The 25,615-nt window shown below is 74.9% G+C and carries 23 protein-coding genes; 15 read left to right on the forward strand and 8 right to left on the reverse strand.

The annotated features are described in order from the left end of the window. Window positions 1-227: 227 nt before the first annotated feature. Complete coding sequence (locus tag ACFY0X_RS00060) at window positions 228-1,469, forward strand: MFS transporter (protein ID WP_387746962.1); 1,242 nt, start codon at window positions 228-230, stop codon at window positions 1,467-1,469. A gap of 43 nt (window positions 1,470-1,512) precedes the next feature. Here the strand turns inward: ACFY0X_RS00060 and ACFY0X_RS00065 are convergent, their stop codons facing one another. Beyond that, a complete protein-coding gene (locus tag ACFY0X_RS00065; protein ID WP_387746965.1) occupies window positions 1,513-3,408 on the reverse strand; it encodes an FtsX-like permease family protein in 1,896 nt (631 codons plus the stop codon). Between the two features lie 261 nt (window positions 3,409-3,669). Between ACFY0X_RS00065 and ACFY0X_RS00070 the strand changes: the two genes are divergently transcribed. Together ACFY0X_RS00070 and ACFY0X_RS00075 are read left to right on the forward strand one after the other, a co-directional pair. Then, the gene (locus ACFY0X_RS00070; protein ID WP_387746968.1) at window positions 3,670-4,995 is read left to right on the forward strand and encodes a sensor domain-containing protein; all 1,326 of its coding nucleotides are present in this window, start codon (window positions 3,670-3,672) and stop codon (window positions 4,993-4,995) included. Between the two features lie 35 nt (window positions 4,996-5,030). After that, on the forward strand, window positions 5,031-5,663 hold the full coding sequence (locus tag ACFY0X_RS00075) for a response regulator (RefSeq protein WP_387748031.1): 633 nt from the start codon (window positions 5,031-5,033) through the stop codon (window positions 5,661-5,663). Between the two features lie 140 nt (window positions 5,664-5,803). Here the strand turns inward: ACFY0X_RS00075 and ACFY0X_RS00080 are convergent, their stop codons facing one another. Continuing rightward, the gene (locus tag ACFY0X_RS00080) at window positions 5,804-6,568 is read right to left on the reverse strand and encodes a GPR1/FUN34/YaaH family transporter (RefSeq protein ID WP_387746971.1); all 765 of its coding nucleotides are present in this window, start codon (window positions 6,566-6,568) and stop codon (window positions 5,804-5,806) included. A gap of 345 nt (window positions 6,569-6,913) precedes the next feature. Between ACFY0X_RS00080 and ACFY0X_RS00085 the strand changes: the two genes are divergently transcribed. From ACFY0X_RS00085 to ACFY0X_RS00100, 4 genes are all read left to right on the forward strand, one after another. Beyond that, window positions 6,914-7,714: a hypothetical protein gene (locus tag ACFY0X_RS00085; protein WP_387746974.1), complete on the forward strand. Its 801-nt coding sequence runs from the start codon at window positions 6,914-6,916 to the stop codon at window positions 7,712-7,714. Window positions 7,715-7,821: 107 nt separating this feature from the next. Next, a complete protein-coding gene (locus ACFY0X_RS00090; protein WP_387746976.1) occupies window positions 7,822-9,921 on the forward strand; it encodes a bifunctional polysaccharide deacetylase/glycosyltransferase family 2 protein in 2,100 nt (699 codons plus the stop codon). Between the two features lie 346 nt (window positions 9,922-10,267). Further along, window positions 10,268-11,155 carry a S1 family peptidase gene (locus tag ACFY0X_RS00095; protein ID WP_387746979.1) on the forward strand — a complete coding sequence of 296 codons (888 nt, stop codon included), beginning with the start codon at window positions 10,268-10,270 and terminating at the stop codon, window positions 11,153-11,155. Between the two features lie 157 nt (window positions 11,156-11,312). Then, window positions 11,313-12,215, forward strand: a complete 903-nt coding sequence (locus tag ACFY0X_RS00100) for a trypsin-like serine protease (protein ID WP_387746982.1) — start codon at window positions 11,313-11,315, stop codon at window positions 12,213-12,215. 51 nt (window positions 12,216-12,266) lie between these two features. Here ACFY0X_RS00100 and ACFY0X_RS00105 read toward each other — a convergent pair whose 3' ends face one another. Then, entirely contained in the window at window positions 12,267-12,677 is a 411-nt protein-coding gene (locus ACFY0X_RS00105) for a VOC family protein (RefSeq protein WP_387746985.1), read from the reverse strand. A gap of 298 nt (window positions 12,678-12,975) precedes the next feature. Between ACFY0X_RS00105 and ACFY0X_RS00110 the strand changes: the two genes are divergently transcribed. From ACFY0X_RS00110 to ACFY0X_RS00130, 5 genes are all read left to right on the forward strand, one after another. Beyond that, the gene (locus tag ACFY0X_RS00110) at window positions 12,976-13,851 is read left to right on the forward strand and encodes a phenylalanine 4-monooxygenase (RefSeq protein ID WP_387746987.1); all 876 of its coding nucleotides are present in this window, start codon (window positions 12,976-12,978) and stop codon (window positions 13,849-13,851) included. 189 nt (window positions 13,852-14,040) lie between these two features. Beyond that, window positions 14,041-14,994 carry a GlxA family transcriptional regulator gene (locus ACFY0X_RS00115; RefSeq protein ID WP_387746990.1) on the forward strand — a complete coding sequence of 318 codons (954 nt, stop codon included), beginning with the start codon at window positions 14,041-14,043 and terminating at the stop codon, window positions 14,992-14,994. A 213-nt stretch (window positions 14,995-15,207) separates the two neighbouring features. Then, window positions 15,208-15,906 carry a DJ-1/PfpI family protein gene (locus ACFY0X_RS00120; protein WP_387746993.1) on the forward strand — a complete coding sequence of 233 codons (699 nt, stop codon included), beginning with the start codon at window positions 15,208-15,210 and terminating at the stop codon, window positions 15,904-15,906. Between the two features lie 44 nt (window positions 15,907-15,950). Beyond that, window positions 15,951-16,277, forward strand: coding sequence for a hypothetical protein (locus ACFY0X_RS00125; protein WP_387746996.1), 327 nt, complete (start codon window positions 15,951-15,953; stop codon window positions 16,275-16,277). After that, entirely contained in the window at window positions 16,274-16,888 is a 615-nt protein-coding gene (locus ACFY0X_RS00130; RefSeq protein WP_387746999.1) for a DUF3159 domain-containing protein, read from the forward strand. Before ACFY0X_RS00125 ends, ACFY0X_RS00130 begins: the two co-directional genes overlap by 4 nt. A gap of 67 nt (window positions 16,889-16,955) precedes the next feature. Here ACFY0X_RS00130 and ACFY0X_RS00135 read toward each other — a convergent pair whose 3' ends face one another. From ACFY0X_RS00135 to ACFY0X_RS00155, 5 genes are all read right to left on the reverse strand, one after another. Continuing rightward, entirely contained in the window at window positions 16,956-17,816 is an 861-nt protein-coding gene (locus tag ACFY0X_RS00135; RefSeq protein WP_387748033.1) for an amidohydrolase family protein, read from the reverse strand. 8 nt (window positions 17,817-17,824) lie between these two features. Then, on the reverse strand, window positions 17,825-18,709 hold the full coding sequence (locus ACFY0X_RS00140) for a 3-hydroxyacyl-CoA dehydrogenase NAD-binding domain-containing protein (RefSeq protein ID WP_387747002.1): 885 nt from the start codon (window positions 18,707-18,709) through the stop codon (window positions 17,825-17,827). Next, complete coding sequence (locus ACFY0X_RS00145; protein ID WP_387747005.1) at window positions 18,706-20,676, reverse strand: acetoacetate--CoA ligase; 1,971 nt, start codon at window positions 20,674-20,676, stop codon at window positions 18,706-18,708. Before ACFY0X_RS00145 ends, ACFY0X_RS00140 begins: the two co-directional genes overlap by 4 nt. Beyond that, on the reverse strand, window positions 20,673-21,467 hold the full coding sequence (locus ACFY0X_RS00150; RefSeq protein ID WP_387747008.1) for a crotonase/enoyl-CoA hydratase family protein: 795 nt from the start codon (window positions 21,465-21,467) through the stop codon (window positions 20,673-20,675). The genes ACFY0X_RS00145 and ACFY0X_RS00150 overlap by 4 nt, the downstream gene beginning before the upstream one ends. Before the next feature lie 215 nt (window positions 21,468-21,682). After that, the gene (locus ACFY0X_RS00155; RefSeq protein WP_387747011.1) at window positions 21,683-22,384 is read right to left on the reverse strand and encodes a substrate-binding domain-containing protein; all 702 of its coding nucleotides are present in this window, start codon (window positions 22,382-22,384) and stop codon (window positions 21,683-21,685) included. Window positions 22,385-22,467: 83 nt separating this feature from the next. Between ACFY0X_RS00155 and ACFY0X_RS00160 the strand changes: the two genes are divergently transcribed. From ACFY0X_RS00160 to ACFY0X_RS00170, 3 genes are all read left to right on the forward strand, one after another. After that, a complete protein-coding gene (locus tag ACFY0X_RS00160) occupies window positions 22,468-23,235 on the forward strand; it encodes an IclR family transcriptional regulator (protein WP_387747014.1) in 768 nt (255 codons plus the stop codon). A 115-nt stretch (window positions 23,236-23,350) separates the two neighbouring features. Next, complete coding sequence (locus ACFY0X_RS00165) at window positions 23,351-24,562, forward strand: 4-hydroxybenzoate 3-monooxygenase (RefSeq protein ID WP_387747017.1); 1,212 nt, start codon at window positions 23,351-23,353, stop codon at window positions 24,560-24,562. 26 nt (window positions 24,563-24,588) lie between these two features. Further along, window positions 24,589-25,614, forward strand: coding sequence for an amidohydrolase family protein (locus ACFY0X_RS00170; protein ID WP_387747020.1), 1,026 nt, complete (start codon window positions 24,589-24,591; stop codon window positions 25,612-25,614). Window position 25,615: the final 1 nt, after the last annotated feature.

Below are 25,615 nucleotides of genomic sequence, written 5' to 3' on the forward strand. Positions count from 1 at the left end.
GCGGTTCGGGCGGGGGGTTCCTCGTCCGGCGTCGCGGTACCGGCGTTTTCGGGGGTTCCGTCAGTCTCTTGATGTGAAGTATCTTGATGTCGAGATTGATGCCGGTCGTGCGGCCCGACGACTCACGGGACACCCGCGACCCACACCACGGACGGGGGCCTGCCATGCGGGGGAACGGACTGATAGCGCAGCTGAGGCGGCCGCCGGGCGGTCGGGACGCGCGGATCATGCTGCTGGCGCAGTGCGTCGACCGGACCGGGACGGGGGTGTGGGCGGCCGCCTCGGTGCTCTACTTCACCTACGTCTGCGGGATGGACGCGCGACAGCTCGGGCTGCTGCTCGGGGTGGGCGCGGTGGCGGGGATCGCCGGATCCCCGCTGGCCGGGCGGGCGGCCGAGCGGGTGCCGGTGCGGTGGCTGCTGATCGGCTGCCACCTGCTGCGGCTGGGCGCGATGGGGCTGCTGCTGGTGGTCGACGACTTCGCCGCGCTGCTGCCCGTGGTGGCCCTGATCTGCCTGGCCGAGCGGGCCGCCAAGACGCTGGAGATGCTGTTCGCGACCCGGGTGGCGGGCGAGCGGCGGGCCACCTACCAGGCGCTGTTCCGCAGCGTGGCCAACGCCGGGTACGCGCTGGGCGCGGGCATCGCGGCGATCGGGCTGGCGATGGGGACCACGGGCGCCTACCGGGTGCTGATCCTGGCCAACGCGCTGTCCTACGTGCTGGCCGCCGTGCTGGTCTGGCGCACCCGGGAGCCGTCCGGGCGCGGCCTGGTCGCCGCGAAGGCGGGCGACGAGCCCGCCGGGGCGCCGTCCGCCGTGCCGAGCCCCTGGCGTGACCGCGGCTACCTGCGGTTCGTCCTGCTGGACATGCCGCTGAACCTGGACGACTCGATCCTCAACGTCGGCCTGCCGCTCTGGCTGGTCCACCACACCGGCGCGCCGCACGCCGTCGTCCCGGTCTTCCTGGTCCTCAACACGGTGCTGGTGGTGGTGCTGCAACTGCGGGTCTCGGCCCGGACGGAGGGAGCGCTCGGGGCGGCCGCGGCGGTGCGCTGGTACGGGGTGACGGTGCTGGCGGGCTGCGTGCTGATCGCGCTCGCCACCGGCGCCGGGCCGGTGGCGGCCTCGGTCGCGCTGCTGGCCGCGGCGATGCTGGTCACCCTGGCGGAGCTGCTGCGCTCGGTGAGCTCCTGGGAGCTGGCGGTCGTGCTGGCCCCGCCCGGCGCCCGGGCCTCGTACCTGGGGGTCGCCGGGATGTCCCAGTCGGTGCAGAAGTCGGTGGGGCCGCTGCTGCTGACCGGGGTGGTGATGGCCGCCGGGCCGGTCGGCTGGCTGGGGCTCGGCGCGGCGACCGTCGGCCTTAGCGCGCTCCAGCGCCGGGCCAGCCTGCGGCGGCTGGCGGCGCTGGGGCGGGCGGCCGACGGCACGGGGGCCGGCGCGGCGCCGTCGGCGACGGTGCCGGTGAGCTGAGGCACCGGTGGCTGAGGTGCCGGGCGGGTCCGCGCGGGGCCGCTCAGTGGGCGGCGGCCGTGACCGGGCGGTGGCGGAGCATCCAGGCGGCCGCCGGGGCGGCGCACAGGGCCGCCAGGGCCAGCGCACCGGCCGCCACCAGCCCCACCGGGCGCCACGGCAGCGACCACGGCCCGGGCGCGCCGAGGACGCCCAACGCGGCGTGCATGGCGCCGAGTTGGGCGGCGGCCACGGCGCACCCGAGCAGCACGCCGACCCCCGCCACCAGCACCGCCTCGGCGGTCACCAGGCGCACCACCTGGCCCCGGGTGGCGCCGGCCAGCCGGAGCAGGGCGAGTTCGCGGCGGCGGTCCCCGGTGGTGGTGAGCAGCGTGTTGGCGAGCGCGATCGCGGTGTAGAGGAGCGCCAGGCCGAGCACCAGGACGGTCCGGAGCCAGGCGATCCGGCCGGCCGCGGGGGAGGGGGCGAGCCCCTCGGCCCGGTCGAGCACCGTCGCACCGTACGGGCGCAGGGCGGCGCGGGCGCGGTCGAGGGCGGCCGCGCCGTCGGTGCCGGGGGCGAGCCGCGCCTCGATGCGGTCCACCCGGGCGCCCGGGGCGTTGGCGGCGGTCACGTACAGCCCGTTGTCGCCGAGGCCGTCGCGCAGTACGGCGGCGACCCGCAGGACGGTCCGGCTGCCGTCGGCCCGGACCACCGGGACCGGCTCGCCGACCGTACGGCCCCACTCGGCGGGCAGGACCAGGGAGTCGTCGTCGAGGTCGGCCGGGGAGCCGGCCAGCAGGGGGAGGCGGGCGAGGGCGGCCAGCCCGGCCGGGTCGGCGGCGCGGGCCTCGGAGCGGACGGTGACGCCGTCCGGCTCGACGAGGGCCAGCGGCGTGGGCGCGGTCGCCGAGACGGCGGTCACCCCGGGGACGGTCCGCAGGGCGGCGACCAGCGGCGCCGCCGGCCCGGCGGGGCGGACGACCAGGTCGGCGGCGGTCCGGGCCCCGGCCTCGGCGGCCCGGGCGGCGCCCACCGTGTCCAGCGCGCCGGCCAGCGAGCCGGTCAGCGCCACCGCCACCAGCACCGGCGCGGCCACCGCGCCCGTCCGGCGCAGCGCGGCGGCGGCGTTGGCGGGCACCAGCCGGCCCGGGTAGCCGGTGAGCCGGGTGGGCAGCAGCAGGCCGAGCGCCCGGACCAGGGGCGGCGCCAGGAGCGGGGAGAGCAGGCCGGCCGCGCAGATCAGCCACATCGGCTGGGTGGTGTACGTCTTGCGGTGCAGCAGGTCGGCCGGGTCGGTGGCGAGCGCGGTGCCGGCCAGCGCGGCGGCGGTGAGGAACAGGCCGAGGCCGAGCAGCAGCCGGCCGCGGGTCAGCACCCCGGAGTCGAGGTCGGCCGCGCGCAGGGCGTCCAGCGGGCCGACCCGGCCCGCGCGGCGGGCGGCCACCGCGACCCCGCCCAGGGCGACGAGCAGGCCGGTCCAGAACGCGGCGTGCAGCGGCCAGGCCGCACCGCTCGGCGCGAAACCGGGCGGAGCCATGCCGACCCCGGACAGCCACCGGACGAGCGAGGGCGCGCCGAGCCGGCCGAGCAGGCAGCCGGTGGCCGAGGCGGCCGCGCCCAGCAGCAGCGCCTCGGCGAGCACCGTGCGGCGGACCTGCGCCCGGGTGGCCCCGGCCAGCCGGAGCAGGCCGAGCTCGCGGCGGCGCCGGACGACGGCGTAGGAGTAGGTGGAGGAGACGACGAACGCCGAGACGAACGCGCTCACCCCGCCCGCGGTGCCGAGTGCGGCGACCAGCGAGACCAACTCCCCGCCGCCGGGCGGCGCGTCGAGTGCGGCGGCGAGGCCCAGCAGCATCACGGCGGTCATCGCGGTGCCGAGCGCCAGGGCGAGGAAGGCGCCGAGCAGGGAGGGCCAGCGCGTGGCCAGGGAGGAGAGGGCGATCCGCAGCGTTCTCATGGCGTCCAGCGAACCGGCCGGGGGCGGGGGCGGTCAGCAGCCCGGGGCCTACTCCGCGGGGTAGGGGCAGCCCTACCCGTAGGGGAGGTCCCCGGTGGCGGGCACCCGGAGCGGGGGAGGCGGGCCGGGCCTGCCTGGTGCCGGGGGAGAGGGTGCGCGCCGTGCCTGGTGCCGGGAGGAAAGGTAGGCCGGGCCCTACCGCCTGGACGTCCGTCCGGTGCCTAGGGTGGGCCGGACGGTTTTCGCGACGGAGGGGGCACGGTGAACGGGGGCACGACGGCGGTGGGGGCGACGGCGGGCGGTGCGGGGACCGGGAGCCGCTGGGCGTCGCCGGTCCGGGCCGGGTTCCTGCGCTCCGACGCCCCCTGGCGGGCGGTCGGGTACCTGCTGGCCACCGGCCTGAGCGGGTTGCTGCTCTGCTTCGGGCTGCTGCTGTCGGGGCTGGTCGCCGGGCTCCTGGCGGTGGTGCTGGTCGGGCTGCCGCTGGCGGCCGCGCTGGCCCTGGCCGGGGTGCCGATCGCCGCCTGGGAGCGGCGGCTGGTCCGCTTCCTGGACGGCGGCCGGGTGCCGGACCCGCACCTCGTCCCGCAGGAAGCGGGCCTGGCCGCCTGGTTGCGGCTGCGCTACCGGGAGCAGGCGACCTGGCGGGAGCTGGGCTTCGCGCTGCTGGCGGCGTTCGTGCTCTGGCCGATCGACCTGGTGGTGGCGGGCTGCTTCCTCGTCGTCCCCGGCTATCTGGTCGCGGCCCTGCCGCTGCTGCTGCGGGACGGCGAGCAGGTGAACGTGCTCAAGGTGGTCGTGGTGCACTCGCCGACGGTGGCCGCCCTGCTCGGCCTGGCCGGACTGCTGCTGCTCCCGTTGCTCGCCTACCCGCTGGCCGTCCTGGCGGCCGCCCGGGCGGCGCTGGTCCGGCTGGTGCTGGCGCCCGGCGGGCAGGAGCAGCGGATCGGCGAACTGGTGCGCTCCCGGGCCCGGTTGGTGGACGCCTTCGAGGCGGAGCGGCGCCGGATCGAGCGCGACCTGCACGACGGCGCCCAGCAGCGGCTGGTGGCACTGACCATGGCGCTCGGACTGGCCCGGCTGGACGCGCCGACGGACGGGCCACTGGCCGCCCGGCTGGCCGAGGCCCACCGGGAGGCCGGTGAAGTCCTCGCCGAACTACGGGAGTTGATCAACGGCATCCACCCGCAGGTGCTCACTGACCACGGCCTGCCGGAGGCCTGCGCGGACGCCGCCGACCGCTCGCCGGTCCCGGTCGTCACCCGCTTCGAGCTGCCCGGCCGGCTGCCGGCCCCGGTCGAGTCGGCCGGCTACTTCGCCGTCGCCGAGGCGCTCGCCAACCTCGCCAAGCACAGCGGCGCGAGGAGCGCGACGGTTGAGGGGCGGTACGCGGAGGGCCGGTTGACGATCGAGGTGACGGACGACGGCCACGGCGGCGCCGACCCGGCGCGCGGCACCGGACTGACCGGGCTGGCCGACCGGGTCGCGGTGGTGCACGGCACACTGTCCGTCAGCAGTCCGCCCGGCGGACCGACCCTGGTGCGGGTGGAGATCCCCTGCACCCCGATCGACCGAGGAGTGGCGTGACGACCGACGGACCGACGACGGACGGCCTGCGGGTGGTGCTGGCCGAGGACGGCGTCCTGCTGCGCGAGGGCCTGATCGGCCTGCTGACCCGGTTCGGGTACCGGGTGGTGGCCGCCGTCGGGGACGCCGAGGCGCTGCGGACGGCGGTCGCTGAGCACCGGCCGGACCTCGTGGTCACGGACGTGCGGATGCCGCCGGGCCAGCGCGACGAGGGGCTGCGCGCCGCCCTCGCGCTGCGCGAGCGTTTCCCCGGGCTGCCCGTCCTGGTGCTCAGCCAGTACGTGCAGCACTCGTACGCGGCCCGGCTGCTGGAGGCGGGGGACGGCTCCGGGGTCGGCTACCTCCTGAAGGACCGGATCGGGCAGATCGAGGAGTTCGTGGCGGCCCTGGGCACGGTGGCGGCCGGGGGCACGGTGGTGGACCCGGAGGTGGTGCGGCAGCTGCTGCGCCGCCGCCGCAGCCCGCTGGAGCGGCTGACCCCGCGCGAACGGGAGGTGCTGGCGCTGATGGCGGAGGGGCGGTCGAACGCGGCGATCTGCCGGGAGCTGGTGGTGTCGGAGGCGGCGGTGAGCAAGCACATCGGCAACATCCTGATGAAGCTGGACCTGCCGCCGGCCGAGGAGACCCACCGGCGGGTGCTGGCGGTGCTGGAGTTCCTCCGGGCCTGACGGCGACCCCCTCGCCGCCATGGCCGCCGACCCCTTGCCGCCATGACCGCCGACCTGGCGGTCGACCGCGTCGCCGGTCTTGTCCGGCACCCGGTCGAGCCGGGGCCGTCCGATCCCTCGGACCGCCCCGGCTCCTCCGGCTACAGGGTGCGGCGCACGCCCGCCTGCCGCTCCAGCCGCTGCAGCTGGCCGTCCAGGCCCGCCCGCATGGCGTCCCGCACGGGGCCGTTGCGCCCGATCCACAGGACCTCCCGGCCCCGGAGCTCCTCCAGCATCAGGGCGTAGGCCGCGTACATCGCGACCGCCGCGAGGAGCATGCCGAGCGCGCCGGCGACCTGGCCCAGGACGGCCACGCCCGAGACGCCGTGGAGGCCGGCGACGAAGTAGCGCGGCACGGCGATCAGCAGGAGCACCCACAGCACCCGCTTCGGCCTGGCCACCGAGGCCATCAGGGCCGCGAAGACCGTGAACGCCAGGTTCATCACGCCGAGGACCTGCGCCCCGCCGTGCGCATCCGTCGCCGTGACCAGGCCGTTGGCCAGCCAGGCGCCCGCGAACCCGGCCATCAGGGTCGCCGCGATGACGTCCCGGGCGCCGAAGGCCAGGATGCTGACCAGCAGTTGGAGCACGAAGGCGGAGAAGACCGTGAGCGCCACGGCCTGCCGGTTCGCGGCGTCGATCAGGCCGAGCTGCAGGCTGCTGGTCACGGCGGAGGAGATGGCCACCGTGAAGAAGCCGAGCGGCATCGGCGAGGCGATCGGCCGCAGGGTGATCCGGGTCATGGCGTGCAGGTCCGGCTCGGCCCCGGACCGGGCCTCCGGTGCCGGGCCCGTCGACGTCTCCGCGCCGGACACCGCCGGGCCCGGCCCGCGCACCTGCTCGTCCTCCCTCACCACTGCCACCATCGACTCGCTCCTCGTTCTCGGTACTCGGCGTCCTCGGGGCGGGCGCCGGCAGAGCGGCGGGCCCTCATCGCTCCGGAGGCTACGGGCGGGGACGAGGACGGGTTCGTCCCGATGCGTACGACTCCTGTCGCCTCCGTGCCCGGCTGCGACGTGCCTCGGGGACGACGTGGCCGCCCGACCGTGGGGGCCGCCCGGCGGCGGTGCGCGGTCCTCGGCCGCCGGGGTGTGACAGCGGGCCGGGAGTCGGCGCTGAAGAGGGTGCGACCACCTCACCGTCCGGTCCGCCGTGATCGACGGGCGCAGCCGTGGTAGCCCCGTGAACCGACAACCCCTGGACTCGACATCGTGCCCGTCACGTCGTACGGCCCGTGGCCGACCGCCGAGGAACAACCTCAGCCACCGCTGGTCCCGAGGTACTTCCACGGCCCCTCGGCCGACGAACCGCTCGCCGCCCCGGCCGACCACGTCGGCGCCCCGGCCGACCGCTTCGGCCCCGGGACCGACCGCTTCGCCCCCGTGGCCGGTCCCGCGGACCACCAGCCGTGGCCCGGCGAGGCGCAGGACCCGCCCACCGCCGAGCTGCCCGTCCTCGCCGACACCGCGGACGAGCAGCCCCCGTCCCCGCCCGCTCCCGGGTCCCCGCCCGTCCCGCCGCCGGTGTTCGTCGACGCCTCCGGACGCCGTCAGCGCCGGATCCGCCGGCTCGGGGTGGCGCTGGCGGTGCCGGCCGGCGGGTACCTCGTCCTGTTGGCCAGCACGCTGCTCGGCGGCCCCACCGTGAGCGCGCCGTTCCTCCCGATCCCCCAGCCGGCCGCGCCGAGCGCGCCGGCCCGAGCGGCCACCCCGTCCGCGGCGCCCTCCGCGGCCCCGGAGGCCGCGGCCCCGCCCGACGCGCCGCCCACGGCCGCGCCCGCCCGCCAGACCGGCCCGGGCCCGGCGACCGGGGGCCGTAGCGCGCGGCCGACCGGCGAGCCGGCCGAACCGGCCGCCGGCCTGCCGGGCGCCCCCGGGGCCGCCGGCTCGCCCGCTCCCGTCGCCACCGCCACGGCACCGCCGGCCGCGCCGCCCGGTGCCACGCCCACGCCCGGGCGCGGCCGCCCCACCGGCCAGCCGGGGAACTCCGGCAACAAACCCGTCAAGCCCTGACCCCCGACCGCCCCGGCCCACCACCCGCACACCGAAAGCAGCCCATGAGCAGTGCCCGCCGCCGACGAGCCCCAGCCCCCGACCGTCCCCGAAGAGGCCGGCGCGCCATGGTGAGGCAGCGTCCGCTGCGCACCCACTGGGTGCTGTTCACCGCCCTGCTGCTCACCCTCTCCGGCGCGCTGCTGCTCCAGGGGTACACCCAGCACAGCTTCGACGACCGCCCGGACGGGACGGCCACCCGCACGAGCGCGACCACCGTGCCGGCGCCCGTCCTCGACGGCGGTCCGGTGATCGACGCCGCCGGCCCGCAGCCGCGCAGCGCCGCCCCCGGGCCCGGCACCGTCGCCCTCACCTTCGACGACGGCCCCGACCCGACCTGGACCCCGCGGGTCCTCGACGTGCTGCGCCGCGAGGGGGTGCGCGCCACCTTCTTCGTGGTCGGCACCCAGGCCGCCGCCCACCCGGACCTGGTCCGCCGGATTGTGGCCGAGGGCCACCAGATCGGCGTGCACACCTTCACCCACACCGACCTCGGCGCCGCGCCCGACTGGCGCCGCTCCCTGGAGCTGCGCGAGACCCAGCTGGTGCTGGCCGGTTCGGCCGGGGTGACCAGCTCCCTGCTGCGGCCGCCGTACTCCTCCAGCCCGGACGCCCTGGACGACCGCGCGTGGGACGCCGTCCGGGAGGCCGGGCGCGCCGGCTACCTGACCGTGCTCACCACCCAGGACAGCGAGGACTGGCGCCTGCCGGGGGCCGAGCGGATCGCGCGGACGCTCGACGACGCCCCGGCGGGCCCGGGGCGGATCGTGCTCCTGCACGACGCGGGCGGTGACCGCTCCCAGACCGTCGCGGCGCTCACCACCGAGCTGCCCCGGCTGAAGGCCCGCGGCCTGCGCTTCACCACCGTCAGCGAGGCGGTCGGCCTGTCCGACCCGGTCCACCCGGCCGGGACCGCCGACCGCCTCCAGGGGACCGCGTTCATCTGGATCCTGCGGGGCGGCGACTGGACGCTCACCGTCCTGGGCTGGCTGCTGTGGGCGGCGGGCGCGATCAGCGTGCTGCGCGCCGTGGCCGTCCTGGTGGCCGCGCGCCGGCACCGGCGGCTGCGCCGCCGCCGCTGGGGGGCGCCGGTCACCGAACCGGTCAGCGTGATCGTGCCGGCGTACAACGAGTCCGCCGGGATCGAGGCCGCACTGCGGTCGCTGCTCGCCTCCGACCATCCGGTGGAGGTGATCGTGGTCGACGACGGCTCCACCGACGGCACCGCCGACCTGGTCGAGGCGCTCGACCTGCCGTACACCCGGGTGATCCGCCAGGAGAACGCGGGGAAGCCGGCCGCCCTCAACACCGGTATCGCGGCCGCCCGTTCGGAGCTGCTGGTGATGGTGGACGGTGACACCGTGTTCGAGCCGGACGCCGTGCGGCACCTCGTGCAGCCGTTCGCGGACCCGTCGGTCGGCGCGGTCTCCGGCAACGCCAAGGTGATCAACCGCGGTGGACTGCTGGGCCGTTGGCAGCACATCGAGTACGTGGTGGGCTTCAACCTGGACCGCCGGCTCTTCGACCTCGCCGAGTGCATGCCCACCGTGCCGGGCGCGGTCGGCGCCTTCCGCCGCTCGGCGCTGCTGGCGGTCGGCGGGGTGGGCGAGGAGACGCTCGCCGAGGACACCGACCTCACCATGGCGTTCTGCCGGGCCGGCTGGCGGGTGGTCTACGAGGAGCGGGCGAAGGCCTGGACCGAGGCCCCGGCCTCGCTGAGCGCCCTGTGGCGGCAGCGCTACCGCTGGTGCTACGGCACCCTGCAGGCGATGTGGAAGCACCGCGGCGCGCTGGTCCAGGGCGGGCAGGCCGGGAAGCTGGGCCGCCGGGGGCTGCTCTACCTGCTGATGTTCCAGGTCCTGCTGCCGCTGCTGGCACCGGTGGTCGACGTCTTCGCGCTGTACGGGCTGGTCTTCCTCGACCCGGTGCGGATCGTCGGGCTGTGGGCGGCGTTCCTGCTGGTCCAGATGCTGATGGGCGCCTACGCGTTCCGGCTCGACAAGGAACGGCTCGGACCGCTGTGGAGCCTGCCGCTGCAGCAGTTCGTCTACCGGCAGTTGATGTACCTGGTGGTGATCCACTCGGTCTTCACCGCGCTCGCGGGGTCCCGCCTGCGCTGGCAGCGGATGCAGCGGTACGGGACGCTCCGGGTGCCCGCGGGGGGCTGAGCCGGACGGGCCGCCGGCCGGTGGCCCGCCGCCCGCGGCAGGGCGGTCGGGGCCGGGCGGCCGGCCGTGCCGAGCGAGGTCGGGCACGAACTCCGATGAGGGAAAACGCCAGTTCAGACCCGGTCCCGCCGGGCGGCGCCCCGGGGGGTTGTCGAGATGGTGTGCAGGCCGCGTCCGAGGCCTTGTGCCGCTCCACGGGCCTGCCCATACTTCCCGTCAGCGCCTGTCAGGGGCAGTTCATCCGCGGTGGCTCCCCATGGGCACCGTCGGGTGTCCGCGCACTCCCTGATCGCGCCTCACGGCCCCCACACCCTCAGGGGGCCTCTCACTCCCAGGAGGAGACCCAGTGAGGACCACGCGCACAACCCCCCACACCGGCACCGCGAGGACCACCCGACTGCTCGCCGCCGTCGTCGGCCTGCTGTCCGCCACCGCGGTCGCCGCGCCGGGCGCGGTCGCCGCCCCGTCCGCCTCCGCTCCCGGCCAGGCCCGACTGGCGGCGGTGGGCGACGCCGTGCAGCGGACCGACGTCAACGGCATCGCCTGGTACGTCGACCAGGCGGCCGACCGCGTCGTCGTCACGGCGGACGGCACCGTGTCGCCGGCCGCGATCGCCAGGATCAGGCAGGCCGCGGGCGCCGACGCGGCCAAGCTGACGATCCAGCGCACCCCCGGCACCTTCCGCCCGCTGCTCGCGGCCGGTGACGCCGTCTACGGCGGCCAGTACCGCTGTTCGCTCGGCTTCAACGTGGTGAGCGGCAGCACGTACTACTTCCTCACCGCGGGCCACTGTGGGAACGTCGCGAACACCTGGTACACCAACTCCGGTCACACCACGCTGATCGGGGCCACCGTCAACTCCAGCTTCCCGGGCGACGACTACGCGCTCGTCCGCTACGACAACAGCGCCCTGAGCCACAGCGGCGGGTTCACCTCCGCCCCGAACGCCTACGTCGGCGAGTCGGTCAAGCGCAGCGGGTCGACCAGCGGCACCCACGGCGGCACCGTCACCGGGCTCAACGCCACCGTGCGCTACGCCGACGGCGGCACCGTCCGCGGCATGATCCAGACCAACGTCTGCGCCGAGCCCGGGGACTCCGGCGGCCCGCTGTACGACGGCACCAAGGCCCTCGGCATCACCTCCGGCGGCAGCGGCGACTGCAGCACCGGCGGCACGACCTTCTTCCAACCGGCCAACGAGGCCCTCGCCAAGTACGGCGTCAGCGTCTTCTGACCCGACCGCCACATCCCCGGCCCGCCCGGCCGGATCCCCGGCCGCGTGCGGCGACCGGGGCCGGCCGGGCGGCGTCGGGCTTCCGTCCGACGGCGCCCCACGGTGCCGAGCAGTGGGCCACCGGAGGTTCCGGTGGCCCGGAAGGGAACGCCCAGCAGTGCCGATCACCGACTTCCCCACAGCCCTCAGACGGGCGGCAGGCGCCGCCCTCGCCGGAGCGCTCGCCGCCGGCGCGCTCGTCACGGGGACCACGCCCGCCGCCGCGATCAACTCGTACAACGCCTCACCCGCACCGGAGCGCACCGAGGTCGGTGCCCTGGTGGTGCAGTGGGACGACGACGGCGACCCCGCCACCCCGGACCGGGTCGACTGGATGTGCACCGGCACCATGGTGGACGCCGACACCTTCCTCACCGCCGCGCACTGCACCAGCGACTGGCCGGCCGGCGCCCGCTTCCACGTCTCGCTCGACCAGGACGTCCAGGCCGGCCTGGACGCCGCCCGGGCCGCCCACCCCGGCGACCCGTCGGCCGTCGCCGCGGCGGTGGCCGTCGAAGGGACCGCCCATCAGGACCCGGCCTACCCGGGGCCCTCGTCGGACCCGCACGACATCGCCGTCGTCCAGCTGCCGGCGGCCGAGGTGGCCGCGCGCTGGACCTTTACCCCGGCCACGCTGCCCACGGAGGGCCGGCTCGGCGCGCTCGGACCGCAGCGGCTCGACGCGACCCCGTTCACCGTCGCCGGCTACGGCACCCAGGAGGCGCGACGCGGCCCCGGCGGCCAGACGCACCCGGGCGGCGGCGTGCGGATGAAGGCCCCGGTGGGCTTCGACGCGCTCAACGCCCCGTGGGTGCGGCTGGCGATGACCGCGCCGCAGGGCAACGGCGGCGCCTGCTACGGGGACTCCGGCGGCCCGAACTTCGCCACGATCGACGGCCGGACCCTGCTGGTCGCGACGACCGTCACGGGCGACGGGCCGTGCTACGCGACCAACGTCGCGTACCGACTCGACACGCCGGTCGCCCGGGGGTTCCTCGCCCCCTTCGTCGCGCTTCCCTGACGGGAGCCCGCCGGCCGGGCCTGCGGGCCCGACCGGCGCGCCCTGCGTGCGCTACGAGTTGGACCAGGCGCGGGTGGACAGCACCAGCAGGTAGCCGTCGGGGTCCTGGAACGTCACACCCCAGGTGTCCCAGTACGGGTTGTGAGCCGGCACCCGCTTCCCGCCGTGCCGCTCCAGCCGTTCCACGAGGGAGTCGGGCACCGGCTCGCCGAGGTAGACGACCAGGAGGTCCTCGGGGGTCGACCGCGGCTCCACGGGAGCGGCGGGGTCGTGCACGAGTTCCAGATGCCAGCCGGCACCGGGCCAGCCGACCATGAGGAGCGAGCTGTGGCCGGGGGTGCCGTCCGCCGCGTGCCGGTAGAGGACGTCGAGGCCGAGGCCCGAGACCCAGAAGCGCTCCGCCGCCCGGAGGTCGCGTGAGGGCCGGGCCATGCGGATGTGGGCGGTGGAGTCAGCGGGCATTTCGTGGTACCTCGTCATCGGGCGGGCCGGGCGTGGGCCGGCGGCCGCGTCTTCGGGCTCGGACGACAGCGAGCCTAGGGATCACGTGACCGCGTGACATCGGGCGCTGGTCCTACGCCTGCGCGCCGAGGACCGACCGGCTCGGACCGGTACCTTCGACGTACGACCGCGGTGGCGCCGAGGCCCGGCCGCCCGCGCCCGCCGTACCGGCTGCGGCTACCGCTGCGGGCTACCGCTACCGCTACGGGCTACCGCGAGTCCTGGTGCGCCACCGCGGTGCGATGGCAAGAATCGGATCGTGGACGACATCCAGGCGCGCACGCCCGTAGCCCCCGACGGACGACTCGGCACGGCGGCCGAGCACCCGGGGTTCAGCGACCCCCGCTACCTGCGCAGACGCGCGGCCGTCGCGGCTCTCGCCCGTGGCCTGCGGGTCGGCGACCCGTCGCCGACGGTGGTCTACAGCGACAGCGAGGAGCGGACCTGGCGGGCGGTCCACCGCGCACTGTGGACGGCCCAGGGCGAGCACGCGTGCCGTGCCGCGCTGAAAGCCCGGGAGCAGGCTCCGATTCCCGCCGACCACATCCCGCAGCACGCCGAAGTGGGCGCCCGGCTACGGCAGTTGACGGGTTTCGACTTCACCGCGGCCGGGGGCGTGGTGGAGAACAAGCGGTTCCTGGGGTCGATGGCCGAGGGCTACTTCCACGCCGTACAGTTCGTCCGCCACCCGGCCATGCCGCTGTTCACGCCCGAGCCCGACGTCCTCCACGACGTCTTCGGCCACGGCATCCACCTGGCCTCGCCGGACTTCGCCGAGGTCTACCGCCTGATCGGAGAGGCGGCGAGACGCATCGACGACGAGGACGTCCTGCAGATGATCAGCGACGTCTACTGGTTCACCCTGGAGTACGGCGTCCTCCACGAGGACGGCACGCCCAAGGCGTACGGTGCGGCCCTGCTCTCCTCCTACGGTGAGATCCGACGGCTGACGCGGGCCCGCGTCCGACCGCTCGACATCACGGCCGTGCTCGCCACCGACTACGACATCACCGGCTACCAGCCGGTCCTCTTCAGCGCCCGCGCCCTGTCCGAGGTCGCCGACACACTGGGCGGCTTCCTCGAACAGCTCGACGACGACAGCGCCCCCCGCTACGGCCGCGCCGCCACGCCCTGACCGGCCCCCGCTGCTTCAACAGGAGGTGCGAGCACTCGACCGAGCGTCCGCAACCCGGCTCGGAACGACCACTTACCAGGATCCGTCGTTCTGCCGCGGGTGCCTGGCCCGACGATCTTTTGACCTACGCCGCCGTGGGCCGTAGACAAGGGGAACCGTCCTGGTCCGGCCCGGAGTTGAGGAGTCGTCGTGCACACCATCGCGGTCCTGGCACTCGACGAGGTCATCCCGTTCGACCTCGCCACGCCCCTGGAGGTGTTCACCCGAGCCCGGCTGCCGGACGGGCGCCACCCCTACCGGGTGCGGGTGTGCGGACCCGGGGCGCAGGTCCGGGCCGCGGGATTCCTGATCACCGCCCCCTGGGGCCTGGAGGAACTGGCCGACGCCGACACCGTGATCGTGCCCGGCCGCGCGCAGGACGCGTCCCCGCCGGGTGAGGAGGTGCTGGAGGCGCTGCGCGCGGCGGCGGCCCGGGGTGCCCGGATCGCCTCGATCTGCGCCGGCGCCTTCGACCTCGCCCTGACCGGACTGCTGGACGGACTGGCCGCCACCACCCACTGGATCGCCGCCGCCGAGCTGGCCCGGCGCTTCCCCGCGCTCGAAGTGCGCCCCGACGTCCTCTACGTCGACAACGGGCAACTCCTCACCTCCGCCGGCGCCTCGGCAGGGCTCGACCTGTGCCTGCACCTGATCCGCCGCGACTTCGGCTCCGCGGTGGCCGCCGACGCGGCCCGGCTGGCCGTCGCCCCGCTGGAACGCGAAGGAGGCCAGGCGCAGTTCATCGTCCACTCCCACCCACCGGTTCCCCGGGGCTCCACCCTCGAACCGGTGCTCGCCTGGTTGGAGGACCACCTCGACGAGGAGCTGACGCTCGACCTCATGGCCCGGCGCAGCGGCATGAGCGGGCGCACCTTCAGCCGGCGGTTCCGTGAGCAGACCGGCACCACACCGCTGCAGTGGCTGCTGCGAGCCCGGATCCGCCGGGCGCAGTTCCTCCTGGAGAACACCGACCACACCGTCGAGCGCATAGCCGGCCAGGCCGGATTCGGTTCCCCGACCGCCTTCCGCGAGCGCTTCAAACGGGTCGCCGGCACCACCCCGTACAGCTACCGCGCCGCCTTTCGCAGCCGCGAGCGCAGCTGAGGGCCTGCGCCGACGCGGTACCCGAATCGTCCGGCGAGCGGTTCCGGGCGGCGGCGGTGCGGCGTCCACCTGGTAGCCGCCGCCCCGGCCCGCTCCTGGCGAGATCCCGTCGGAATCTGTCACTCGGGCCCGTCTCCGCCGCGCGTACGCGCTCCTAGCATCGAGCCGAAGCCGGTGAACCCCGGCTTCTACCGCTCGATGAAAGGCACTCACATGCACGTCCAGATAGTGCTGTTCGACGGTTTCGACCCGCTCGACGCCATCGCACCGTTCGAAGTCCTCCACGCCGGCGCGACCGCCTCCGGGGGCGCCGTCAGCGTGGAACTGGTCAGCGCCCAGGGCCCGAGAGAGGTGGTCAGCGGCACCGGCGGCCTGTCGCTGCGCACCACCGGCCTCCTCGACCCCCGCCGCCCGGGCGTCGTCCTCGTGCCCGGTGCTTCCGGACGCCTCGGCAATCCCGACGACGGTGCCGGCCCCGACGACGGCGCCGACCCCGACGACGATGGCGCGCAGCAGGACACGGTCGCGGTCCGGCTGGCCCGTACGCTGGACACCGAGCTGCCGGCGCTGCTCAAGGCCGCCATGGAGGAGACCCGGATCACCGTGGCGACGGTCTGCGGCGGTGCGCTGGTCCTGGCCATGGCCGGCCTGCTCCAGGACCGCCACGCGACCACCCACCACCTGGGCCTGGACCTCCTCGACGCGACCGGCGCCCACGCCGTACGCGCACGCGTCGTCGACGACGGCGACCTGGTCACCGCCGCCGGGGTCACCTCCGGACTCGACCTCGGCCTGTACCTGCTGGAACGCGAGGTGGGCCCGCAGATCGCCCACGCCGTCGAGGAGTTGTTCGCCCACGAGCGCCGCGGCACCACCTGGCGCCCCGGTGGTCCCGCGCCCGCCGCCCTCTGAACGCATCGCACCCCCGCACGTCACGAGTGAGGAAACGCCACTTCATGTCCACCGACATCCACGGCATCTGGGACCTGACCATTGCCACGCCCATCGGGCGGATCCGTCCCGTAGTCGAACTGAGCTCCCATGAAGGGGAGTTGGTCGGCACCGCCCGCGGCGCGGGCGAGAACCTGCCGCTGCGGGACGTCGTCCTCGACGGTCACCGGCTGACCTGGAAGCAGTCCGTCACCCGGCCGATGCGACTCGACCTGACCTTCACCCTCACCGTCGACGGTGACACGCTCACCGGTACTTCCAGGGCCGGTCGCCTCCCGTCCTCGAAGGTCACCGGCCGACGCCGCCGCGACGACGAAGCCGGGCCGGCATGACGACCACGCCGCGCGCCAGGACGGCGGCCACCGCCGCGGCGGCGGCCGGGACCCCCACCCTGGTGTTCCTGGCGGCCGACGCGGGCGGCGGCCCGCGCTCCGCGTCCGTCGCAGCGGCGGTGACCGCCGTGCTCGTCCTCGGGTGGCGGCTGCGCGCCCGCCGGCACGTCCCGCACGCCGTCCTCGGCGCCCTGCTGGCCACGGCCTGCGCGGCCGTGGCCGCCTGGACCGGCCAGGCGCGGGGCTTCTTCCTGCTCCCGATGGCGGTCCCGGCCGCCGCGGCGGCGGCCTGCCTGCTGTCCCTCGCGGCCGACCGCCCCCTGGCGGGCCTGGTGGCGAACAGACTGGTGGGCGGCCCTGCCGGGTGGCGCTCCAACCGCGTGCTGCACCGCTGCTACGCGCTGTCGACCGTGGCGATCGCGCTGGTGAGCCTCGCGAGCCTGGCCGCGCAGGCGGCCCTGTACCGCTGGAACGACGTCGCCGGGCTGGGGCTCCTGCACGTCCTCATGGGACCGCTGTGGGCCGCCGTCACGGCACTGTCCCTCGCGCTGGCCCGCCGGACGGTCACCCGCGAGCGGGACGCCGCCGACGCTGACGGCCGCACTCCCTGAACCGGCGGAAGGGACTCGGGCCGGCGCGCAGCGCGGGCGCCGAGCCCGACCGGGCAGGTGCGGGTCGTCAGAGGCCCAGGACGCGGGCGGCGTTCTCCTTGAGGATCAGGGGGCGGACCTCCGGCTTGATGCCGAGGGCGTCGAAGTCCGCCAGCCAGCGGTCGGGCGTGACGACGGGGAAGTCCGAGCCGAACAGCACCTTGTGCCGGAGGAAGGAGCCGGCCGCCTTCACGAGCTGCGGCGGGAAGTACTTCGGCGACCACCCCGACAGGTCGATGTACACGTTGGCCTTGTGCGTGGCGACGGAGATCGCCTCGTCCTGCCAGGGCACCGACGGGTGCGCCAGGACGATCGTCAGGCCGGGGAAGTCGGCGGCGACGTCGTCCAGGAGCATCGGGTCGGACCAGCGCAGCTTGATGCCGCGCCCGCCGGGCAGGCCGGCGCCGATCCCGGTCTGCCCGGTGTGGAACAGGGCGGGGACGCCCAGTTCCTGGATCGCCTCGTAGAGCGGGTAGTGCTCGCGGTCGTTCGGCGCGAACGCCTGGAGGCTCGGGTGGAACTTGAAGCCGCGGACACCGTGGTCGCGGACGAGCGAGCGGGCCCGGGCGACGGCGTCCGGCCGGTGCGGGTCGACCGAGCCGAACGGGATGAGGACGTCGCGGTGGGCGGCCGCCGCCTCGGCGATCTCCTCGCTCGACAGGGCGGGATGGCCCAGGCCCGTGGTGGCGTCCACCGTGAAGACCACGGCGGCCATGCGGCGCTCGCGGTAGTACGCGGCCAGGCTCTCCACGGTCGGCGTGCGGTCCTGGCCGGACTTGAAGTAGGCGGCCGAGGCGTCCATCAGCTCCGCGTCGAGCGCGAGGTGGCCGTGGGCGTCCTGCTCCACGTGGACGTGGAAGTCGATGGCGATCGAGTCGGCGGGGTTCATCGGAGTGCTCACAGGTGGTCGGTCCGGTTCTTGGCGTCGAGGAGGAGGGAGAGGAGGGCGTCGCGTTCCGTGACGAGGTCGGCCTCCGCGGTCCCGGCCAGCTCGTCGCGGACGCCTTGGGCGATCGCGCGCGTCAGCTCGGGGGTGAGGCGCGGTGCGCCGAGGTCGGCCCACCACTCCTCCATGGGCGGGCCGAGGTGCTCCAGGACGTGCGCGATGCCGCCCGCACCGCCCGAGAGGTGCTGGTTGAGGAAGGGCCCGAGCAGCGCCCAGCGCAGGCCGGGACCGTGGGCGATGGCCGCGTCGACGTCGGCGACGCTCGCCGCACCCCGCTCGACGAGCGAGTACGCCTCCCGCCAGAGTGCGGCCTGGAGCCGGTTCGCGACATGGCCGGGCAGTTCCCGGCGCAGCCGGATCGGATGGCGGCCCAGGCTGCGGTAGAACCCCATGGCCGCTTCGACGGCGGCTTCACCGGTCCGCTCGCCGGGCACGACCTCGACCAGCGGGATGAGGTGGGGCGGGTTGAACGGATGCCCCACGACGACCCGTTCGGGATGGGCCGCGCAGGCCTGCTGGATCCGCGACGGCGGCAGCCCGGAGGAACTGCTCGCCAGGATCGTCCCCGAGGGGGCCGCGGCGTCGAGGACGGCGAAGACCTCGTCCTTCAGCTCGGGACGCTCCGGGCCGTTCTCCTGGACGAAGCCGGCGTCCGCGACGGCCTCGGCGAGGTCCGGGGTGAACGACAGCCGGCGCTGGTCGGCGGCGACGGCCGCCCGGAGCCGCTCCTCCGCGCCGGGCGCGGGATCACTGGCGACGACCTCGTGCCCGTGCGACAGGAAGAGCGTGGTCCAGGACGCCCCGATGACCCCGGTGCCGACGACGGCGACCCTCACGACACGCTCCCGGGTCCGGTGCCGGCGGCCCGCCCGGCGGCGTAGGCGACGAAGGCGGCCAGTGAACGGGGGTCGGCGAGGACGTCGGTGCCGGCGACGGACTCGGGCCGCGCGCCGAGGAGGATCCGCTTGACCGGCACCTCCAGCTTCTTGCCGGTGCGGTTGCGCGGGACGGCCGGCACCCGCTCGATGACGTCCGGGACGTGCCGCGGCGACAGCGCCGACCGCAGTGCGCGGGCGATCCTCGTACGGAGGGCGTCGTCCAGCTCCACGGGGCCCGCGACGAAGAGCAGCAGCTCCCCGTTGCCGCCCTCGGGGTCCTCGATGTGGACGACGAGACTGTCCTCGATCTCGGGCAGGTCCTCGACGACGGCGTAGAACTCGGCGGTGCCGAGCCGTACCCCGCCCCGGTTGAGGGTGGCGTCGGAGCGTCCGGCGACGACGCAGTGGCCCTCGGGCGCGAACCGCACCCAGTCGCCGTGCCGCCACACGCCCGGGTACTCCTCGAAGTACGCGGCCCGGTAGCGGGAGCCGTCGGTGTCTCCCCAGAAGCCGACGGGCATCGACGGCATCGGCTCGGTGATCACCAGCTCGCCCAGCTCGCCGACGACCCGTCGGCCCTCGCTGTCATAGGCGTACGCGGCGACCCCGAGGCAGGGCCCGGAGATCTCCCCGGCGCGGACGGTCTGGAGCGGGCTGCCCTGGAGGATGCCGGTGCAGACGTCGGTGCCGCCGCAGCCGACGTTCAGGAGCACCCGGTCCCCGAACTGCTCCGCGACCCACCGGAAGCCGTCGGCGGGGAGCGGGCTGCCGGCCGCGCCGAGCTGCCGCAGCCGCGACAGGTCGAACTCCTCGGCGGGCCGGATCCCGGCCTTGCGGCAGGCCATGAGGTAGCCGGGGCTCACGCCCATCAGCGTCGCCCCCGTCTCCTCGGCGATCCGCCACTGCTCGCGCAGGTCGGGGTGGACCGGATTGCCGTCGATCATGACGATCGAGGTGCGGACGAGCAGCGCCGAGACCAGGCTGTTCCACAGCATCCAGGCGGTCGTGCTGAACCAGAGCATCCGGTCGCCCGGCTTCAGGTCCCAGCTCAGCGCGTGGTTCTTCAGGTGCTCCAGGAGGATCCCGCCGTGCCGGTGGACGATCGCCTTGGGGATGCCGGTGGTGCCGGAGGAGAAGAGCACGAACAGCGGATGGTCGAACGGCACGGGCTCGAAGGCGAGTTCGGCCGGTTCGGCCAGCAGCTCCGGCCAGCGCAGCGCGCCGGGGACGGCGTTCGGCCCGTACGGGACGTGGACGACCCGCTCCACGGTGGGCAGCCGGGAGGCGATCTCCGCCACCTCGGCACGGCGGTCGATGTCCCGGTCCCCGTAGCGGTAGCCGGCGACGGTCAGCAGCACCTTCGGTTCGAGCTGGGCGAACCGGTCGACCACGCTGCGCGGGCCGAACTCCGGCGCGCAGGCCGCCCAGACCGCGCCGATGGCGGCGGTGGCGAGGAAGGCCACCAGCGTCTCGGGGATGTTCGGCAGGTAGGCGACGACCCGGTCGCCCTTGCGGACGCCGAGGCGCAGCAGCCCGGCGCGCGCCCGGGCGACCTGGTCGCGGAGTTCGCCGAAGGTCAGCTCGATCGGCGCCCGGGTCTGGGAGCGGGCGACCAGCGCGACGGCGTCGAGGTCCTCCTCGCGGCCGAGCGCGTGCTCGGCGTAGTTGAGGGTCGCGCCGGGGAACCACTCGGTGTCCGGCATGGCCCTGCGGCCCAGGGCGGCCGTGGGCGGGGTGTGCGGGCGGACCTCGAAGAACTCCCACACCGACGACCAGAAGCCCTCCAGGTCGGCGACGGACCACTGCCACAGGCTGTCGTAGTCCGGGAAGCCCAGCTGCCGCTCCGACTCCAGCCAGCGGAGGTAGCGGCCGATCTCGGACTCGTCCCCGACCGCGGGGCCGGGGGTGCTGAGGATCTCGCTCATCGGGCGTCCTCTCCGTGGGGGGCCTGTCCGGCGGCGACCTTCGCGGCGCGGCCCTCCAGGAACGCCCGCATCCGCTCCTGGGCGTCGTGGCTGCCGGCGGCGACGGCCGACATGAGGGATTCGAGGAGCAGGCCGCCGGCGGGCGACGCCTCGGCGATCCGGGGGAGCGCCCGGAGGACGGCGAAGTTGGTCAGGGGGGCGTTGGCCGCGATCCGCTCGGCGAGTTCGAGGGCGCGGGCCCGCGCCCCGCCCTGCTCGGTCAGGTACTGCGAGAGGCCGGCGGCCTGGCCCTCGGCGGCGTCGAGGACGCGGCCGGTGAGCATCATGTCCGCCATCCGGTGCGCGCCGATCAGCCGGGGGATCCGGACCGAGCCGCCACCGCCGACGAAGAGCCCGCGCTGACCCTCGGGCAGCGCGTAGAAGGTGGAGGGCTCGGCCACGCGGAGGTGCGCGGAGGCCGCGAGCTCCAGGCCGCCGCCGATCACCGCGCCCTTGAGCGCGGTGACCACGGGCACGCGCCCGCCCTCGATGGTGTCGAAGACGCGGTGCCACATGAGCGAGTGCTCCAGCGCCTCCTCGGTGGAGCGCTCGGTCAGCTCGCCGAGGTCGAGCCCGGCCGAGAAGTGGTCGCCTTCGGCGTCCAGGACGACGGCGCGGACGTCCGCGCCGGGCTTCCGGAAGAACTCCTCGACGCCCAGCACGGTGGCGTCGTCGAGGGCGTTGCGCTTGGCGGGGCGGCGGAGTGTCAACACCGCGACAGCGCCGCGGTGTTCGATGGAGAGCGTACGCAAGGGAAGGGCTCCTCGGTTACCAGGATTCCCCGCCCGTGTCCCTCACCGTCGATGCCAACGGATCACCGCCTTGGGGGTGGGGGTGGGGTGGGGGAAGTGCGAGTCATGAAACCGGGGGCGAAACGAAACGTCAATGCCGTTGTCATAAGAACGCCGGGGTCGGCCGCCGGACGACCGTCAGCCGAGCCCCGGCCGCTGCTTCCGGGGTCGCCGCGTCAGCCCTGGAGCCCGAGCGATCGCATGCCCCTGGCGCCGGCGATCCCCGACGCCGTGTCGGACCCGAGGAGGTCGAGGACTTCGCGGGCGAGGTCCGGTCGGGCGGAGAAAGCCAGGACGGCCCCGCTGAAGACCGAGTCGATCCCGGTGTCGCCCGGCAGCGGGCCGACGACGAGGACGCCTGGCAGGTCTATCAGTTCGCTGCGCTGCTGGAAGGCCAGGTCGGCCCGGCCGGACGCGAGCAGGCTGCCGGCGGGCACCCCCGCCGGTGCCTGGACCAGCCGGTCCGACAGCGTGTCGGCCAGCCCCAGCCGGGTGATCAGTCCGACGAGGGCCATCCCGCTGGGACCGGTGGAGTACGCGATCCTCTGCGCGGACAGCAGAGCGGCTCGCAGGTCGGATTCCGCATCGAACGCCGGAACCGGCGTGCCGTCCGGTACGGCGGCGACGACCTGGGAGACCCACAGCGGGCGCGCCGTGCCGCCCAGGAGGTGCCCCTCCTGCTCCAGCTGGGCCAGTGCTCCCTCGGCGAGGACGAGCAGGTCGGCCTCGGCACCCTCGCGCACCCGCCGCGCGATCTCCACCCCGCCGCCGGATTCGAAGCACACCGGGACACCGCGGGTGCGTCGGATGTGTTCGGAAAGGTCGGTCAGGATCGGCCGTGTCGCCATCGAGGACAGCCCGGAGATCTCCTGGTTCACATCGGCTCCTTGAGTTCGGCAGATGGTACGACTGGTGCGACGCGCGCCCGGGCGGCTCGACGCCGCCCTGCGACACTGGCCGGATGAGCGCAACCCGGAGTACGGCAGCCGGCAAGGTCCTTGAGATCCTCTCGACCTTCGACCGTGAGCACCCGTCGCAGACGCTGTCGGAGATCGCCCAGCGTACGGGCATGGCCCTGAGCACCACGCACCGCGTGATCACGGAGCTGGCGGGATGGGGAGCGCTGGAGCGCGCGGAGGACGGGTCGTGGCACGTCGGGCTGCGCCTGTGGGAGATCGCCTCGGGGTGTCCCCGGACCCAGATCCTGCGCGATTCGGCGCTGCCGTTCATGCAGGACCTCTACGAGGCGACCCATGAGAACGTCCAACTCGCGGTGCGCGAGGGCACGGAGCTGGTCTTCGTGGAACGGATCGCGGGGCACCGGTCGGTGGAGGTGGTCACGATGGTCGGGTCCCGGTTCCCCGTCGTCTCCACCGGGATGGGGCGGGTGCTGCTGGCGCACGCGCCCCGGGAGATCCAGGAGGAGGTGCTCGGATCGCCGCTCCGGGCCTGGACCCCGCACACCGTCACCGAACCGAAGGCGCTGCGGGCGCAGTTGGACCGGATCCGCCGCGAGCAGGTCTTCGTGAGCGACCGGCAGCTCTCGGAGCGCTCGGTCGCGGTGGCCGCGCCGGTACGGATCGGCCGGTCCGGCCCGGTGAGCGCCGCCTTGGGGATCGTCGTCGCGGCGCGGGGCGAGAGCCGGGCGCGCGGGCTGCGCGAGCCGCTGCTGAGGGCCGCGCGGGGGATCTCCGAGGAGCTCGGCAGGCGGGCCCGGACGACGGTCTGAAACCCGGGGAGGTTTCCGCCTGACGGAAAGGGGGGCGACCGGTCGAGGGCCCGGGTGCGAGCGTTCGGGGAGTTCGAAGCCTTCGAAGCCCCCGCGCCACCGTTCAGGAGATGCCATGGCCGATGCCATCGTCGACACCGTCGCCTCGGTCCCAGTCGCCGTCGTCGGCGCCGGCCCGGCCGGACTGATGCTGGCCCATCTGCTCGGGCGCGCCGGGGTCGAGACGGTCGTGCTCGACACCCGTACCCGGCAGGAGATCGAGACGACGCACCGGGCCGGCATCCTCGAAGCCGACGCGGCCCGGGACCTGGTGGAGACCGGTGTCTCCGAGCGGATCCTGCTCGACGGCCACGAACACGAGGGCGTCGAGCTCCGGTTCGGCGGCCGGCCGTACCGCATCGACTTCAAGGAGCTGGTCGGCGCGTCGGTGTGGCTCTACCCGCAGACCGACGTGTTCATCGACCTGGCCGACGCCCGGGAGCGCGACGGCGGCACGGTCCACTTCGGTGTCAGGGAGACCGAGGTCCTCGACGTGACGACCGACGCTCCCCGCGTCCGCTGGACCGCGTCCGACGGGACCCGCCACGAAGTCCGGGCGCGGTACGTGGTCGGTGCGGACGGGTCGCGCAGCATGTGCCGCGACCTGGTGCCCGAGGACCGGCGGGCGCGCTACGGCAAGGAGTACCCCTACGCGTGGTTCGGCATCATGGCCGAGGCGCCGATGAGCGCACCCGAGCTGGTCTACGCCCATTCCGAGCACGGGTTCGCGCTGATCAGCCAGCGCACCCCGCGCGTGCAGCGGATGTACTTCCAGTGCGCCCCCGACGAGCCCGTGGAGGCCTGGTCGGACGACCGCGTCTGGGAGACGCTCCAGGCCCGGGTGGCCGGTGAGGACGGCTTCCGGCTCAACGAGGGGCCGATCCTGGAGAAGACGGTGCTGCGGTTCCGCTCGTTCGTGCAGGAGCCGATGCGCTGGGGCTCGATGGCGCTGGCGGGTGACGCCGCGCACACCGTGCCGCCGACCGGCGCCCGCGGGCTGAACCTGGCGCTGCACGACGTGAAGGTACTCGCCGGTGTCCTGCTGCGCGCGCTCGGCGGCGAGGGCGCGGCCGCGCTGGACGACTACCAGCCGCGCGCCCTCCAACGGGTCTGGCGGGCACAGAACTTCTCGTACTGGATGACCCGGCTGCTGCACACGGCCCCTGGCGACACGCCGTTCGACCTGCGGCGTCAGCTCGGCGAGCTCGACAACGCGGTGGGCACCCGGGCCGGCCGCACCTTCCTCGCCGAGCAGTACACCGGCTGGCCCACCGCCCCCCAGGACTGACCCGGACGCCCCTCAGGAGAGCACGCATGATCATCGACTGTCACGGCCACTTCACCACCGCACCACCGCAGTTGGCGCGGTGGCGGGACCGGCAGGTGGCGGCGGCCGGCTCCGCCGGCGACGCGCCCGACCCCGACGACCTGGTCATCACCGACGACGACCTGCGCCAGGCGATCGAGGGCAACCAGCTGCGGCTCATGGACGAGCGCGGCAGCGACCTGACGATCTTCTCCCCGCGGGCCAGCTTCATGGCCCATCACATCGGCGACTTCGCGGTCTCCTCGGTGTGGGCGCGGATCTGCAACGACCTGGTCCACCGCGTCAGCACGCTCCACCCCGACCGCTTCGCGATGGGCGCGATGCTCCCGCAGTCGCCCGGCGCCGACCCCGCCACCTGCCTGCCCGAGCTGCGCCGCGCGGTCGAGGAGCTCGGTGCGGTGACCGTCAATCTCAACCCCGACCCGTCGGGCGGCCGGTGGACCGCACCGCCGTTGACCGACCGCAGCTGGTACCCGCTCTACGAGGCGATGGCCGAGTACGACATCCCCGCCATGATCCACGTCAGCACCTCGTGCAACCCGGCCTTCCACACCACCGGCGCCCACTACCTCAACGCCGACACCACGGCGTTCATGCAGCTGGTCCAGGGCGACCTGTTCGCCGACTTCCCGACGCTGCGGTTCGTGATCCCGCACGGCGGCGGCGCGGTGCCCTACCACTGGGGGCGGTTCCGCGGCCTGGCGATGGCGCTCGGCAAGCCGGATCCCGAGACGCTGCTGGACAACGTCCTCTTCGACACCTGCGTCTACCACCAGCCCGGCATCGACCTGCTGACCCGGGTGATCCCGAGCCGGTCGGTCCTCTTCGCCAGCGAGATGATCGGCGCGGTCCGCGACATCGACCCGCGCACCGGTCACCACTTCGACGACACGAAGCGGTACGTCGACGCCACCCCGAACCTCTCGGACGAGGAGCGGGCGGCCGTCTACGCCGGCAACGCCCTGCGCGTCTACCCCCGCCTCGCCGCCCGCCTCACCGCAGCCGGCCGCTGAA

This window comes from Kitasatospora sp. NPDC001547 (genome assembly GCF_042894165.1).
Lineage (GTDB): Bacteria > Actinomycetota > Actinomycetes > Streptomycetales > Streptomycetaceae > Kitasatospora.

What these genes read in the sequence shown, in the direction of transcription:
- ACFY0X_RS00060 (WP_387746962.1), top strand. Translation starts at nt 228, where the DNA reads ATGCTGCTGGCGCAGTGCGTCGACCGGACCGGGACGGGGGTGTGGGCG.
- ACFY0X_RS00065 (WP_387746965.1), bottom strand. Translation starts at nt 3,408, where the DNA reads ATGAGAACGCTGCGGATCGCCCTCTCCTCCCTGGCCACGCGCTGGCCC.
- ACFY0X_RS00080 (WP_387746971.1), bottom strand. Translation starts at nt 6,568, where the DNA reads ATGGTGGCAGTGGTGAGGGAGGACGAGCAGGTGCGCGGGCCGGGCCCG.
- ACFY0X_RS00090 (WP_387746976.1), top strand. Translation starts at nt 7,822, where the DNA reads ATGGTGAGGCAGCGTCCGCTGCGCACCCACTGGGTGCTGTTCACCGCC.
- ACFY0X_RS00105 (WP_387746985.1), bottom strand. Translation starts at nt 12,677, where the DNA reads ATGCCCGCTGACTCCACCGCCCACATCCGCATGGCCCGGCCCTCACGC.
- ACFY0X_RS00120 (WP_387746993.1), top strand. Translation starts at nt 15,208, where the DNA reads ATGCACGTCCAGATAGTGCTGTTCGACGGTTTCGACCCGCTCGACGCC.
- ACFY0X_RS00125 (WP_387746996.1), top strand. Translation starts at nt 15,951, where the DNA reads ATGTCCACCGACATCCACGGCATCTGGGACCTGACCATTGCCACGCCC.
- ACFY0X_RS00130 (WP_387746999.1), top strand. Translation starts at nt 16,274, where the DNA reads ATGACGACCACGCCGCGCGCCAGGACGGCGGCCACCGCCGCGGCGGCG.
- ACFY0X_RS00135 (WP_387748033.1), bottom strand. Translation starts at nt 17,816, where the DNA reads ATGAACCCCGCCGACTCGATCGCCATCGACTTCCACGTCCACGTGGAG.
- ACFY0X_RS00145 (WP_387747005.1), bottom strand. Translation starts at nt 20,676, where the DNA reads ATGAGCGAGATCCTCAGCACCCCCGGCCCCGCGGTCGGGGACGAGTCC.
- ACFY0X_RS00160 (WP_387747014.1), top strand. Translation starts at nt 22,468, where the DNA reads ATGAGCGCAACCCGGAGTACGGCAGCCGGCAAGGTCCTTGAGATCCTC.
- ACFY0X_RS00165 (WP_387747017.1), top strand. Translation starts at nt 23,351, where the DNA reads ATGGCCGATGCCATCGTCGACACCGTCGCCTCGGTCCCAGTCGCCGTC.
- ACFY0X_RS00170 (WP_387747020.1), top strand. Translation starts at nt 24,589, where the DNA reads ATGATCATCGACTGTCACGGCCACTTCACCACCGCACCACCGCAGTTG.